We start from the raw sequence: 14,566 nt of genomic DNA, 5'->3' as shown, positions 1-14,566 counted from the left end.
CATGTCTGAAAATTACGATTCATCGAGTATTAAGGTACTAAAGGGTCTGGATGCGGTTCGTAAGCGTCCAGGTATGTACATTGGCGACACGGACGATGGCACCGGTCTTCACCACATGGTCTTTGAGGTGGTGGATAACTCAATTGATGAAGCGTTGGCAGGTCACTGTAAAGACATCGTTGTGACAATTCATGAGGACAACTCGGTTTCAGTTACGGATGATGGTCGTGGCATTCCAACAGAATTGCACCCAGAAGAAAAAGTATCAGCAGCAGAAGTTATCATGACGGTACTTCACGCTGGTGGTAAGTTCGACGATAACTCATACAAAGTATCGGGCGGTCTTCACGGCGTAGGTGTTTCAGTAGTAAACGCACTGTCTGAAAAAGTAGTACTGACTATCCATCGTGGCGGTCATATCCATACGCAAACTTACCACCATGGTGAACCTCAAGCGCCACTAGCGGTTGTGGGCGATACAGACCAAACGGGTACACAAATCCGTTTTTGGCCAAGTGCTGAAACCTTCACAAATATCGAATTCCATTACGATATCCTAGCAAAACGTCTACGTGAGCTTTCTTTCCTAAACTCTGGTGTTTCTATCAAGTTGGTTGATGAGCGTGAAGCAGACAAGAGTGACCACTTCATGTTTGAAGGTGGTATTCAAGCGTTCGTTGATCACCTAAACACCAACAAAACACCAATCATCGAGAAAATCTTCCACTTCGATTTTGAACGTGAAGATGGCATTGCAGTAGAAGTGGCAATGCAATGGAACGATGGCTTCCAAGAGAACATCTACTGTTTCACTAACAACATCCCACAACGCGATGGCGGTACTCACCTTGCAGGTTTCCGTGCGGCGTTAACGCGTACGCTGAATACCTTTATGGATAAAGAAGGTTTCTCTAAGAAAGCGAAAACAGCAACGTCGGGTGATGATGCACGTGAAGGTCTAACTGCAGTTGTTTCGGTTAAAGTGCCAGATCCTAAGTTCTCTAGCCAAACTAAAGACAAACTGGTTTCTTCAGAAGTTAAATCAGCGGTTGAATCCGCAATGGGTGAGAAACTGTCTGAGTTCCTAATTGAGAACCCGACAGAAGCTAAGATGGTTTGTTCTAAAATCATCGATGCTGCTCGTGCTCGTGAAGCAGCGCGTAAAGCTCGTGAAATGACTCGTCGTAAAGGCGCGCTAGACCTAGCTGGTCTGCCAGGTAAACTTGCAGACTGTCAGGAAAAAGATCCAGCACTCTCTGAACTATACATAGTGGAGGGTGATTCGGCAGGCGGCTCCGCAAAACAAGGCCGTAACCGTAAGAACCAAGCAATCCTACCGCTAAAAGGTAAGATTCTTAACGTAGAAAAAGCACGTTTCGACAAGATGCTATCTTCTCAAGAAGTCGCAACGCTGATCACTGCACTAGGCTGTGGTATCGGTCGTGACGAGTACAACCCGGACAAACTGCGTTACCACAACATCATCATCATGACCGATGCTGACGTCGATGGTTCGCACATCCGTACGCTACTGTTGACCTTCTTCTACCGTCAAATGCCAGAGCTTATCGAGCGTGGCTACGTGTACATCGCTCAGCCACCGCTTTACAAAGTGAAGAAAGGTAAGCAAGAGCAGTACATCAAAGATGAAGACGCGATGAACCAATACCAAGTGGCTTTGGCACTTGATAACGCATCGCTACACGTAAACGCAGAAGCGCCAGCATTGGCAGGCGAAGCGCTAGAGAAGCTAGTTCAGCAATACAACGCAGGTATCAAGCTGGCGGATCGCATGAGCCGTCGTTACCCAAGCGCGCTAGTTCATGAGCTAATCTACACGCCGCGCCTAACGGCAGAGCAATGCCACGACGCTGCAGCAGTAGAAGCGTGGACAAAACAGCTAGTTGAACAGCTAAACGCGAAAGAAGTGGGCGCAAGCCAATACAGCTTCGAAGTTGAGCAACACGAAGAGCTAGGTCTAAACCTACCTAAGATTATCGTACGTACTCACGGTGTGACGCATGACTACGCACTAAGCATCGACCTATTGAACTCGAAAGAGTACAACAAGCTAGCTGAGCTTTCGGAAGCATTAGATGGCCTGATTGAGGAAGGCGCTTACATCAAACGTGGCGAGCGTACTCAGCCTGTAACAAGCTTTGCATCTGCACTTGAGTGGCTAATCAAAGAGTCGCGTCGTGGTCTAAGCCTACAGCGCTACAAAGGTCTAGGTGAGATGAACCCAGATCAGCTTTGGGAAACCACAATGGACCCTGAGACACGTCGCATGATGCAAGTAACCATTGAAGATGCGGTAGGCGCAGACCAATTGTTCACCACGCTAATGGGTGACCAAGTTGAGCCGCGTCGTAACTTCATCGAAGAGAATGCGCTTAAAGTAGCAAACCTAGACGTTTAGACTATTTTTCCTTTGCTGGATATGCTGATTTCGTTGTCGAAGGTGCTCACATACACTTGTATGCTGCGCGCCTTCTCCTAGAACTAAGCATATCCCCCTGCGGAAAAACGAATCTAAATTTCTTTTGATAGAATTTTAAAAGCACTGCCTTCGGGTGGTGCTTTTTATTGAGTGGGAGAAACCAGATAAAAGTAACGAGAACGGCTGCGCCCTATGAATATGGGAACGCTTCGAGAGAGAGGAACGACCGAGTTGGGGATCTAAAAATATTTTCACCGGAGCCCTTGAAAGCCCATTTTTCGACCTTATATCTAGTTATGAAGAGGGATGGCTAACTTGCTCAACAAGAGAAGAACAGCGCCTCTGGAATCGCTAAACGAGATCGCTCAGGAGAGGATACTCAGTATTAGCACACAACTTGACCCTAGATTCGACATCATGTCCCCGCACCTAAAGAGTAGGTCAGAGGAATGAACCATCGGATCCCTTAGCTCGGTGTTTTCTTGCATAAATGCGCCACGTGGATGACCTTCGTCTGGGCTAAGACTATTGCTTAAAAGAGGATAGATTATGCGTAATGTAGATTTCTCACCACTATACCGTAATGCAATTGGCTTCGACCGTCTGTTCAACCTGATGGAAGCAAGCTCTGCGAAGAACACTTCTGGCGGTTACCCTCCATACAACATCGAGCAAAAAGACGAGCACAACTACCGTATTACTATGGCAGTTGCTGGTTTTGCTGAAGATCAGCTCGATTTGACTCAAAACGAAAACATGTTGATCGTGAAGGGCGAGCGTAAAGCCGAAGAAGGTAAAAACTACGTTTACCAAGGCATTGCAGAGCGCGACTTTGAACGTAAATTCCAACTTGCGGATTACGTAAAAGTTGTCGGTGCATCAATGGAAAACGGTCTGCTGCATGTGGATTTAGTTCGTGAAATTCCAGAAGCAATGCAACCACGTAAGATTGCTATCGGTGGTAACAACCTGATTGAAAACAGCTAATCAGCTAAAGATATTTCAGCTAACCACACGGTTATAGAATGAGAAAGAGCGCCTTCCATTATGGAAAAGGGCGCTCTTTTTAGTTTGGGGCTTTCAAAGCCACTATTGCAAGGCCGTAATTTCAAAGAGAAGCGGCTGAGTTTAATCGGTCTATTTACCTTTGCGGTAAGCCTTTTCCACTTCTTCAGCAATAATCGTAATGCCTTTTTGCATCATCTCATCATCTTGAACGTAGTTCATACGCAAGCATTGGTGTGCATGATCCCACTCGTCTTTCTGACCAATAAAGAAGTATTCTCCCGGAACAATCAGAACCCCACGCGCTTTCAAGCGTTGGTACAGTTCCATTGTCGTAATTGGCAGTTCATCAAACCATAGCCACAAGAATATAGCGCCCTCTGGTTTGTGGATACGGAAGCGCTCATCGGTAATTGCTTCTTGGAGCAGTTCAACTGCACGTTGAGACTTCTGCTTGTAGAATGGCTTAATCACCTCAGAGCTCAGTTTAAGCAGATCGCCTTTACCAATGATGTGGTTTGCCAACGCTGGACCAACACTGCCTGGAGCTAGGCTGATGATGCCGTTCATATTGGTCAACGCTTGCGTGATTTCCTCACTCGCAATCACAATGCCACAACGCACGCCCGGCAAGCCAAGTTTAGATAGGCTCATGCACAGGATGGTGTTTTCATTCCAGAACGGTTCGACATCTTCAAAGATGATGTTCGGGAAAGGTAGACCGTAGGCGTTATCGATAATCAGTGGGATGTTGTTCTCACGTGCTAGCTTGTCCAGCTTACGAACTTCCTCATCTGTCAGTACGTTACCTGTTGGATTGGTTGGGCGAGACGCGCAGATTGCCGCAACAGAGCCATCGACGGTGAGCTGCTCAAAATCGACATGGTATTTAAACAGACCGTTATCTAGCAGCTCGATCTCTGGGTGGTATGAGACAAAGATATCTTCATCAATGCCTGCATCACCATAACCGATGTACTCAGGCGCGATAGGCAGTAGCACTTTCTTGTGCGAACCGTCTGGCTGTTTACCTGCTAACAAGTTGAACAAGTAGAAGAAGCCGCTTTGGCTGCCGTTAGTTAGGCTGATGTTCTTCTCGGAAATATCCCAGCCGTAAGTTTCACGGAATAACTGAGCCAACGCTTTAACGAACGCGTCTTTGCCTTGCGGACCATCATAGTTGGCGAGGGCGGCGACGAGCTCCCCACTGGCGAGCATTTCTTCACTGGCTTGGCGAAAGTAATCGAGCATGGCAGGAATGGCGGCTGGGTTGCCTCCACCGAGCATGATGGCACCTGGTGTGCGCAGACCATCATTCAAATCGTCCATTAACTGCGTGATACCTGAATACTGATTAAATTTTTCACCAAACTTTGAGAACTGCATTTGTCGTTATACCTAATTCATTGTGATTGCTTTATGTGTCTTAACGCCAGTCTTTGACTAGTCAATAGGATAATCCTTGACCTTACCTTAATGTCTATACGACGCAAAGTGTGAATTAAGCCGAAAAAGAAAAAATCGGACCACAATGATTTTTGTTGTGATTAAGTAAACGTTTTCCTATGCGAAAACTGAATCCAACCTGAATGAAATCTCGCTATCTGTCAGAGCAGTGTCAGGCAGCATGGTCTTGGTTTGCTCAAAAAGCCCTCAATTCTTATTATTCGCCCCGTCATCTTTTTGACGTGTTAGAAAAATTGAGGAGTCAAAATGTTAACTAACCTATTTGTAAAAACACAACTGTTTATCGAATCATTCAAAAACGACGAGCGCGGCGTAACAGCAATTGAATACGCAATCCTAGGCGTGTGTATGTCTGCAATCGTACTCGCGGTATTTAACGATGCGCTATATGACGCATTAGACGGTGCAGTTAAAACGATCTCAAGCAACATCACTGCTGCAAATGAAGTAACTCCAGGCAGTTAATTATATTTCATGCCGTTAAAACTATGGTGGCTGCTTCCCCTTGCCACCATGGCTTTTATAGCCAGTTATCAAGACATCAAATACCGAAAAATACCCAATGGAGTGGCGTTAAGTGTTGCTTTGCTGGGTGTTTTTTTTGTCTTGAGTAAAGGGGAGTACAGTCACGCACTGTCTTCAATGGTGATATTGGTGATAGGTGCTGTGCTGTTTCAACTACGAATCCTCGCAGCGGGGGACAGCAAATTACTGGCTGCATTTGCACTGATGATTGCACCGCAGTTTTTGCCGTTGACGATTTGGTTGATTGTCACTTTGGGCGGAGTGCTTGCTCTGACGCAGTGGATCGTTAGCCAAGTCGGTAATCATCCTGCTGGGATGGAAAGAGGTGTGCCTTATGGTGTGCCCATTTGTCTCGGAAGCCTGTTTGGCATCGCTGCATCTTTATAGGTGAACCATGAATTCAAAAGTCATTCTTGTTTTGGCGGCGATTGCCATTTCGGTCGGGCTTTATGGCGTGACTCAATCACAGCCAACTGCTCCGGTTGTACAAACACAACAGCCGAAGAAAGAAGAGAAAAAATTTAAAGTCTGGACGTTAAAGCGCGACCTAAAACGAGGTGAAGCACTGCAGCGTCGAGATTTGGTGATTGAATACTTAACCGAGTCACAAGCGGCGCAACAAGGGATTGATAGCGATATTAAGCTCGATTGGAGCAAGCGCCTAATTGCGGTTGAAGCTCTGAATCAAGGTGAATGGGTGACGAAAGAGGTGCTGACTTCTCCGGGAGAAAGCGATTACCTCTCGACCATGGCCAAGCCTGGTTACGCCCCGTTCAATATCACGGTACCGGGTGATGATGTGGTAGGAGGAACGATTGCCGTTGGTGATTTAGTCGATATCTCTGTTATTTCCACCATGGATCAAAACCTCTCGGCAGACAACACCGTGTCGGATATTGAACATCTGACCATGACACCACTGATTGCTCAAGTGCCTGTGCTGTACATGATCTCAAAACAACGCTTAGTCAGTACATTGACTGACCAGAAAACCACTGATGTCACTTTAGTGTTGCAAGTAACTAACCGTCAGTTGGCTAAGTTGTCGGTAGCAAAACGCATTGCAGAAATTACGGTACATAAATCGATTGGTGAGCAGTTTGTGGATGAACTGCATGCGAACTCAAGCGATGTGATTCGTTTTGCTGATGAAAGGCAAACCACGAAAACCCAATCGATCAAAGAATATCGATTCAACTAGGAGGCAAGATGAAAACCATAACTCGATTTAGCATCTATTGCTTAATGCTTGTTTCCACGGCTTTACAGGCTCAGGGCATAACGACGCTTTCGACTGGTGGCGCAAGAACCCTATCGTTTAAAGCTGAAGTTGATTCGGTGTTTGTTTCTAACCAAAAAGTGGCGGACTACCAAGTTATCGATGCTCACAAGGTGGTGTTACTGGGTAAATCAGAAGGTGAAGCATCGTTCATCGTGTTTGACCGTGATGGTTTTGAGCTTATCAACCAAACCCTGATTGTCAGCAAAAGCTACCGCAATATTGAGCAGCAAATTCAAGTGCAGTATCCATACTCTGATGTTCAGGTTAACGGTATTGGTAGCAACGTTGTACTGAGTGGTAGTGCCGTTTCAGACAATGAACGCGACAACATCTACACCTTGGTGGGTGAGTTGTTGGGTAAGTCTTCCAGTAACCATGATTTTGAAATGCCAGAACTCGATAGTTCGACTGACGACCTTCAAGTGGATTTTATGTCTCGCCCTACCTATCAAGGTGTGGTGAACAACATTGAAGTCACCGCGACGAAGCAAGTTAACGTCAAGTTGACCATTGCAGAAGTCTCCCACAGCTTTATTCAAGATTTTGGTATCAAGATGGGCTCTGGCGGTGATGTTGGCATCTTTGTCGATCAGTTAACCAGTTTTAGTGCCGATGACATTGTTTCTGTTATCTCAGCAGTCGGTTCTGACAAGGTCGGCCAAGTGCTGGCTGAACCAAATCTATCGGTAATTTCTGGCGAGCAAGCAAGCTTCTTAGTTGGTGGTGAAATGCCTGTTGTGACGGTGGTCGATGGTGCTAGCGATGTCGATTACAAAGAATTCGGTGTGCGTTTAGATCTGATGGCGAAAGTGCTGCGTGACGACAAAATCAAATTAGCATTGTCACCAGAGGTTAGCTCTTTAGATAACACCTACACCAGTGAAGTGTTTGATTTACCGGCTTTCAAAACTCGTCGTGCACAAACCACCGTTGAATTAGGTGACGGTCAAAGCTTTGTTTTGGGTGGCCTGCTTAATAGTGAAGAGCGCGAATCACTGACACGAATTCCTTTTATTGGTGACATTCCTGTTTTAGGAGCGCTGTTTCGTCACACAGGAACAGAGCGCAACAAAACCGAGCTGATTATTGTGGCAACCGTCAACTTGGTGAAACCAGTGAAAGCCAATCAAATCCAGCTACCAACCATGGAAAAAACCGGTACGTTACGACGCTTTTTTGCACTTGATGGTAGTTATGACAAGGCTCAAGACCAATGGGCTGGTGAGGTTCTTAACGCGGGAGGTTTCCGTCAATGAAAAACTGGATGTTAGCGCTATTTGCGATTACAGCACTATCCGGCTGCGCCGACCATATTGTTGAGCCTCGCGGGACCAGCATTTCACTCAAGCCAACTGAATTTAGCTTTGCGGTACAAAGCCAGAATCAAACTTACGCCATGAATAAGCTCACTCAGTTTGTTCGTAAGTATCCGAATCAAGCGGGCAGTAAATGGCAGATCACCAGCTACAACGCTCAAGGTAAAAAGTTGGCGCAGCAGTACCGCATCGCACTGTTGCAGCAAGGCGTAGCGGCCGAACAGTTAGCACTCGAACATCGCTCAGAGTTTCATCGCTTTGATGTACAAGTATCGGTGATTCAGCTTCAAGCTCAGCTTGAGGTATGCCACCAAGAGGTTATTGGTGATTACGGTTTGGGTCACCTAGGTTGTTATACCGATGGCAGCCGTTGGCAGTCGATGGTTAATCCGCAGAATGCGCTTTGATAATGAGGAACACTCATCATGTTTGATTTAGTGGATAAGTTGAGTAGGAGCACGCCAAATCACACTCAACAAAAAGAAAATAAGTGTGCGTTCTTGTATCAAACCGCTGCGTGCAAAGACTTAGTTCATAAGGCGTTTCGCTTTGAAGGCTTAGTCGAGCCAATTACGGTGAACAACCAAGAAAAAAACTACCCAGAATTGCATACGCACTCAAGTGTGGAAGTGGTGATTGTTGAGCTGAATAAAAGCCAAAGCGTGGTTGAAGATGCAAAAAATATTGCCCATCAATTGCCTACGCATGTGTCGGTTGTGGTCGTTGGCAGCGAAGATGCGATCTCAACGATTCGTGCATTAAAACAGCTTGGTTTTTATTACCTATTTTGGCCTGCGACCGACAAAGAAATCATGGAGTTTTACCATGGTGTACGTCGTAACCGTCAGCAGCAAAGTGGTGTGGCTTCGAATCGAAAAGCAAAGCAAGTGGCGTTTCTTGGTGTGAAAGGCGGTGTTGGAACGTCTTTGATCGCCAGTGAAGTGGCGCGTTCATTGGGGCGTCATCATAAAACGCCTACCTTGTTGGTTGATCATACCTACACCGGCAGTAATATCGATGTGCTTTTAGGTTTGCAGAAATTCAGTAAACGCAGTGTACGCAAAGGTACTTTGGTATCGAGCATTGATGGTGATTTCGCCACTAGTTTAGTACAACGTCTGGAACGAAACCTCGCTATTTTGGGTTTGGAGTCGGATGCGTTTACGCGTGCTGAGCTACATGAATATACCCAAGCGCTCAAAGAGCAAGTGGTTAAGAACCATTCATTTGTGATTGAAGACTATTCACATACCGTCACCACAAATGAAGAGTTCGATCGTGCAGTGGCTGAGATTGATACGTTAGTGGTGGTGTTTGATGCCACGGTGTCGTCGCTACGAGAATTAAACCGCGTTGTGTCTGAGCTAGAAACGCGCTATCCAGAGCTGCCGCTTCTTACCGTGATGAATCAATCGCGTCCAGACAATGCGGCCTCAATCAGTATGTCTGATGTCAGCAAGTATTTCGGTCGCAAAGCCGATTGCAAAATAGAGTTTGACCACAAAGCGAACCATTACCTACTTCAAGGTCATCAACTGATTGATACCAAATCAGAAATGCAGCAAGGCTTGAGTGATTTAGTCGCATTGCTGGTGGGTGATAAGCCACAACAAAAACGTTCTTGGGTACAAGAACTGTTTAGTCGCTAAAAAGGAGTAGGGAATGCAACATTCGAAACAAACCTACATCCATCTGCGTGACCAAATTTTTAATGCCTTGGATGCATCTGCACTAGAAAGCTTATCGAAAAGTGACCTAGAGCGTCAGTTGAGTAACGCGGTCGATATGTTGGTCAGTCGCGACCAGCTATCAGTTTCTTCTCTGGCGAGAAGTGAATACGTCGTCAGCATGATTCACGAGTTAGTAGGTTTGGGACCGCTTCAGGTCCTGATGGATGACGACACCATTACCGATATCATGATCAATGGCCACCAGCAAGTGTATGTCGAGCGCTTTGGTTTAGTACAGCAAGCGGATGTGCACTTTCTCGATGAAAAGCAACTCGCAGATATCGCGAAACGTATTGCCAGTCGTGTTGGTCGTCGTGTTGATGAATCGTCACCTACGTGTGATGCGCGCTTAGAAGATGGTAGCCGCGTAAATATCGTCCTGCCGCCAATTGCCATTGATGGCACTGCAATATCGATTCGTAAGTTTCGGCAGGAAAGCATTGGCTTTGCTGACTTAGTTGAATTTGGCGCATTGAGTCCTGAAATGGCTAAGTTGCTGCAATTGGCTGCGCGTTGTCGCCTGAACATTCTTGTCGCCGGTGGTACAGGATCGGGCAAAACAACGTTGTTGAATGCATTGTCTCAATACATCTCGCAAGGTGAACGAGTAGTGACGATTGAGGACACTGCGGAGTTGAGACTGCTTCAGCCTCATGTGGTTCGCATGGAAACTCGAACAGCAGGTATCGAAGGCTCTGGTGAAGTGAATTCACGCGATCTAATGATTAACTCGCTGCGTATGCGTCCAGATCGCATCATTGTTGGTGAGTGCCGTGGTGCTGAAGCGTTTGAAATGTTGCAAGCGATGAACACTGGCCACGATGGCTCGATGTCGACACTGCATGCTAACAGCCCACGTGACGCCCTTGCCCGAGTAGAATCCATGGTCATGATGGCAACCAATAACCTGCCACTAGAGGCGATACGCCGCTCTTTGGTAAGTGCAGTGGACCTCATTATACAGGTCAATCGCCTTCACGATGGTTCTCGCAAAGTGATGAGTATTACGGAAGTGATTGGTATGGAAGGACAAAACGTAGTGCTTGAAGAACTGTTTTGCTTCCAATCTGATCCGCATCATTACGAAGGCAAAATTACCGGCCGTTATGAAACGACGGGTGTTATGAGCCGCTCAGTTTTGTTTGAAAAAGCACGTTTCTACGGAGTGGACAAAGATCTCGCTGACACCATCAGTGCGATTGAAGCAGTGGGGTAAGGCATGTATTGGTTCATTTTAATCGGTGGCATTGCTTTAGTCGCTGTCGCCTTGTTGAGTGAAAAGAACAAGCATCTTGATAGTTATCTCATCCAGTATCAAAAACGTGATCGTGTTGAGACAAGGCTTACTCGCCAAGCGGTGAACGTTGCCAGTTTATCAGACAGAAGCTTACGCCAAGGTTTGAAAACACGCTGGGATAACCTAAAGCGCCAATTGGGCCGTTTAGCTCTGCTTAAAATAGCGCTCTACACCATGTTGGTTATTGTGCTGGCTTTGGTTGTGAATAGCACATTTACACGATTTGCTGCTTATGAGCTATTGCCCTTTGCGGTGCCATTTGGCTGGTGGTTTGGTTATCAATGGCTACAGAAGCGTGAGCAAAAGCAGTTTGATGAAACCTTTCCGGATGCATTGAATATGTTGGCAAGCGCAATCAGTGCAGGAGAGAGCATTGGCCGCGGCATCATGTACGTGGGTGACAATCTCGAGGGTGAAGTCGGACGTGAGTTCAAGTTAATGGGTGAGCGTCTAAAAATGGGCGAGTCAATTGATGAGGTGTTTCGTAAATCTTGTCTGCGTTTTCCAAACCCGAACTTTCATTTCTTCGTGATTACACTGCGAGCTAATATGCAGCGCGGTGGTCAGTTGAAAGAAATCATGACGCGTTTGAATCGCCAGATGTTTGAAGCTCGAGCTGTCGAGCGAAAGAAATTCGCCCTGACGTCTGAAGCGCGAATTTCAGCAAAAATCGTTTCGGCGACGCCATTTTTCTTTCTGTTTATCTTGCAGTTTTTAAGTCCAGAGAACTTTGAGTTCGTGATGTTCAACCCAGAAGGTCGTCCGCTGCTTTATTACTTAGTGATCAGCGAAGCGATTGGTATGGCGATCATTTGGGCACTAATGAAGAGAGTGAAGTAATGATGACTCAAACGATGTTTTGGCTGTTTTTCTCTCTCGTTGGTGTCAGTTTCGGCGTACTTCTGCTTACTTACTGGATGCTTAACCATTTCGGCTATCAACGACGTGTGGCAAGAATCGTGCGCCAACACAAAGGTGATCAGCAAGAAGAGTCACGACTAGAGTCGATCCTATCTCCGTTATCGAACTTAGTAGAGAAGCGAGATGCGAGTTTGTCACAGCGTTTACACCTCGCTGGGATTGATAACCCCAATGCTGCCACTTGGTTTGCGCCATTAAAGTATGCGGCTTTGCTGCTTGGGGAGTTGTTGATTGCCGTGTTGGTCTTCACGTTAGATATCGCAACCAACTATTGGGTTGCTCTTGCTGCTGCTTGGGCGATGGCAGTGATTCTATTGCCTGATATGTGGCTTGAAGTTCGTAAGACCAATCGCCAACGACGTATCAGCCGCAGCTTACCCTATTTAATCGATCTTATGGCGATATGTGTTCAGACCGGCATGTCGATTGAAGCGTCGTTGAAATACTTGGCGATAGAGATTCAAAGTTTTAACCCTGAGTTGGGCAAGTTATTGGATAACACCAACCAGCGTGCCCGTATTGTGGGTATGGAGCGTGCGCTACAAGAGCTGTATCAGCAAGTGCCATCGTCTGAGATGCGCAGTTTTATGCTGACACTAACCCAGAGCATGCAACACGGCTCATCCATCTACACCATGTTGACGACATTGTCCGGCGATATTCGTGAAGTGCAGATGTTGGAGCTTGAAGAGCAAATAGGGAAGTTGGCGGCCAAGATGTCGATCCCATTGATTGTCTTTATCTTGATTCCACTTGTTTTTGTTATCACCGCTCCTGGGGTGATGAGGATGATGTCCCATGTTTAAAAAAATTCTGATTTGTTTGTTACCAGCCATGCTTGCAGCGTGCAGTTCTACCCAGCAAGCGTGGCAACAGCAAGACTCCAAAGAAGCCATTTACCAGAAAACTAATAACCACACTCAATTGGTTGCCTTGTATAAACAACAACTTCAACAAAGCGATGATGTGCAGGTGCGTGAGAAGCTGGCGCAAAGCTATCTCGCTCTTGGTGATGCCGAATCAGCGTTGTTTTATATCAAGCCATTAACCAATAAATCAGCAACGAGTGTCGATACCTTGCTAATCCAGGCACAAGCCTATGGTGAATTGGCGCAATACCCTGCTGCGATTGGCAGTGCAAAGGCGGCACTCGCGCTTGAAGAGACCAATGCAGAAGCAGAAAACTTGCTTGGTACTTACTACGGTTATAACTACCAATATGACTTGGCTCGTCGCTATTTCGAACGTTCACGCGAACACTTCTTTGATGGAGTAACGGTCAACAACAACCTTGCGGTCCTTGATATTGCAGAGGGGCAATACAAACAGGCGATTCAGCGTCTCCTGCCTCTTTATAAAAACGGTCAAGCGGATGAGCAAGTGATGGCCAACCTGACGTTGAGTATGGCCAAAGAAGGTCAGTATGAGTTTGTTAAACAAGTATTGAGTGAGAAATACAGTAACCACCAGATCGACAATATTTATCGTGCTTTACGCGGTTATGACCCATTAAAAGCGAAGCAGAAAAAACGCGCTTTAACTGAGGTGAGTCGTGAAAGCTAAGCAACGTGGCGTTGCCAGTATTGAGTTTGCCATTGGGTTCTTCGCTTTTTGGCTGATGTGCATGGCGTGGGTAGAAATGAGCTATATGTCTTACATTTCAGCCATCAACGATCTGACCATTTCAGAGATCTCACGCACCGCTAAAAAACGTAATGACGACTACATGCAAACAGTGCAAGCCGTGCTGAATCGAGAGGGCAGTATTTGGAATACCGCGGTGGATGTGGAGCGCTTTCGCGTTTCTATCCAATACCTCGATAACATCGAATCTCTCACGGCTTATACCGAGCAATGCGAGTTAGCACCGGAGCAAGCCAGCAGAGAATGCGGTGATGCAGAGAATGCAGCCTTGGCTGTTTATCATATCGATTACAACTTTCAACCAATCTTTAGTTACTTCCTGAGCTTACAAAGCACGATGAGCCGAGAAATGGTGGTGGTACAAGAATATGAACGCTCCCAATTTGCAATTTAATTACTGTCGAGGGCAGAGCAAGCAACGTGGCACTTTCAGTATTGAGTTTGCCATTGTTGGTATCTTCTTCAGCCTACTGTTGGCGTTTAGTGGTGATGTAATTATTAAGCTGTCGGTAAAAGGGAAGTTGGACCGATTGACTTATTCGCTAGTGAATGTGGTGAAAGAGCGTACCCAGCTTTATGGTGCGGATTATGAGCTTTCAAAAGAAGAAGCTGACGATGTCGATACCATCATTCGCCATTCATTGGAGCGTACGTTCGGGAACTTTCAAACCAGTCAGTATGGCTTACAAGTTGAAGAGTTAAGCTTCGCCGCTGTGGATAAACCCAACCCAGTGATTATTGAAAAACGTGGCGCGATAGATTGCCAAGTTGGGGAAGGCATCAGTTCATTGAGTTCATTGTCTGTGGTGAGTAACCGAGGTCGTCAAATGCCGCTGTATCGTGTTTCTGTTTGCTATGAAACCGACAATTGGATTGGCAGTTTGTTGGGTGTTGAGTTCACTCGAGTTGAATCTGATGCTGTCGTGATCGGGAGGTAAA

15 protein-coding genes are annotated in these 14,566 nt (G+C 46.3%); 14 read left to right on the top strand and 1 reads right to left on the bottom strand.

Annotated features, from left to right (window positions below):
• Window position 1 precedes the first annotated feature (1 nt).
• Entirely contained in the window at window positions 2-2,419 is a 2,418-nt protein-coding gene (gyrB, locus tag VJL_RS01785; RefSeq protein WP_038875180.1) for a DNA topoisomerase (ATP-hydrolyzing) subunit B, read from the top strand.
• A gap of 570 nt (window positions 2,420-2,989) precedes the next feature.
• A complete protein-coding gene (locus VJL_RS01780) occupies window positions 2,990-3,427 on the top strand; it encodes an Hsp20 family protein (RefSeq protein WP_005440850.1) in 438 nt (145 codons plus the stop codon).
• Between the two features lie 150 nt (window positions 3,428-3,577).
• Here the strand turns inward: VJL_RS01780 and VJL_RS01775 are convergent, their stop codons facing one another.
• Window positions 3,578-4,831 (bottom strand): valine--pyruvate transaminase, encoded by a 1,254-nt coding sequence (locus tag VJL_RS01775; protein WP_038875177.1) that lies wholly within the window; start codon window positions 4,829-4,831, stop codon window positions 3,578-3,580.
• A 327-nt stretch (window positions 4,832-5,158) separates the two neighbouring features.
• On the opposite strand from VJL_RS01775, the gene VJL_RS01770 reads away from it, so the two are divergent.
• Genes VJL_RS01770 through tadF form a run of 12 tightly spaced genes read left to right on the top strand, consistent with a single transcriptional unit; the run spans window position 5,159 to window position 14,565 of the window.
• The gene (locus tag VJL_RS01770) at window positions 5,159-5,377 is read left to right on the top strand and encodes a Flp family type IVb pilin (RefSeq protein ID WP_038875175.1); all 219 of its coding nucleotides are present in this window, start codon (window positions 5,159-5,161) and stop codon (window positions 5,375-5,377) included.
• A 9-nt stretch (window positions 5,378-5,386) separates the two neighbouring features.
• Window positions 5,387-5,824 carry an A24 family peptidase gene (locus VJL_RS01765; RefSeq protein WP_038875173.1) on the top strand — a complete coding sequence of 146 codons (438 nt, stop codon included), beginning with the start codon at window positions 5,387-5,389 and terminating at the stop codon, window positions 5,822-5,824.
• A 7-nt stretch (window positions 5,825-5,831) separates the two neighbouring features.
• A complete protein-coding gene (gene cpaB / locus VJL_RS01760; protein WP_038875170.1) occupies window positions 5,832-6,638 on the top strand; it encodes a Flp pilus assembly protein CpaB in 807 nt (268 codons plus the stop codon).
• An 8-nt stretch (window positions 6,639-6,646) separates the two neighbouring features.
• Window positions 6,647-7,975, top strand: a complete 1,329-nt coding sequence (locus VJL_RS01755; protein ID WP_038875169.1) for a type II and III secretion system protein family protein — start codon at window positions 6,647-6,649, stop codon at window positions 7,973-7,975.
• A complete protein-coding gene (locus VJL_RS01750) occupies window positions 7,972-8,442 on the top strand; it encodes a hypothetical protein (RefSeq protein ID WP_038875167.1) in 471 nt (156 codons plus the stop codon). Before VJL_RS01755 ends, VJL_RS01750 begins: the two co-directional genes overlap by 4 nt.
• Before the next feature lie 18 nt (window positions 8,443-8,460).
• Window positions 8,461-9,684, top strand: coding sequence for a CpaE/TadZ family protein (locus VJL_RS01745; RefSeq protein ID WP_038875165.1), 1,224 nt, complete (start codon window positions 8,461-8,463; stop codon window positions 9,682-9,684).
• A gap of 13 nt (window positions 9,685-9,697) precedes the next feature.
• Window positions 9,698-10,981: a TadA family conjugal transfer-associated ATPase gene (locus VJL_RS01740; RefSeq protein ID WP_038870222.1), complete on the top strand. Its 1,284-nt coding sequence runs from the start codon at window positions 9,698-9,700 to the stop codon at window positions 10,979-10,981.
• A gap of 3 nt (window positions 10,982-10,984) precedes the next feature.
• Window positions 10,985-11,902 carry a type II secretion system F family protein gene (locus VJL_RS01735; protein WP_038875162.1) on the top strand — a complete coding sequence of 306 codons (918 nt, stop codon included), beginning with the start codon at window positions 10,985-10,987 and terminating at the stop codon, window positions 11,900-11,902.
• Window positions 11,902-12,789 carry a type II secretion system F family protein gene (locus tag VJL_RS01730; RefSeq protein WP_050566715.1) on the top strand — a complete coding sequence of 296 codons (888 nt, stop codon included), beginning with the start codon at window positions 11,902-11,904 and terminating at the stop codon, window positions 12,787-12,789. Before VJL_RS01735 ends, VJL_RS01730 begins: the two co-directional genes overlap by 1 nt.
• Entirely contained in the window at window positions 12,782-13,546 is a 765-nt protein-coding gene (locus tag VJL_RS01725) for a tetratricopeptide repeat protein (protein ID WP_038875160.1), read from the top strand. The genes VJL_RS01730 and VJL_RS01725 overlap by 8 nt, the downstream gene beginning before the upstream one ends.
• Complete coding sequence (locus VJL_RS01720; protein WP_038875159.1) at window positions 13,536-14,021, top strand: TadE/TadG family type IV pilus assembly protein; 486 nt, start codon at window positions 13,536-13,538, stop codon at window positions 14,019-14,021. Before VJL_RS01725 ends, VJL_RS01720 begins: the two co-directional genes overlap by 11 nt.
• Entirely contained in the window at window positions 13,996-14,565 is a 570-nt protein-coding gene (gene tadF, locus VJL_RS01715) for a tight adherence pilus pseudopilin TadF (protein WP_038875157.1), read from the top strand. Before VJL_RS01720 ends, tadF begins: the two co-directional genes overlap by 26 nt.
• Window position 14,566 lies beyond the last annotated feature (1 nt).

This window comes from Vibrio jasicida CAIM 1864 = LMG 25398, from assembly GCF_000400365.1.
GTDB classification, from domain to species: Bacteria; Pseudomonadota; Gammaproteobacteria; order Enterobacterales; family Vibrionaceae; genus Vibrio; species Vibrio jasicida.
Note: the sequence above shows the minus strand (reverse complement) of the source record. Positions and strands in the feature narration are given on the sequence as shown.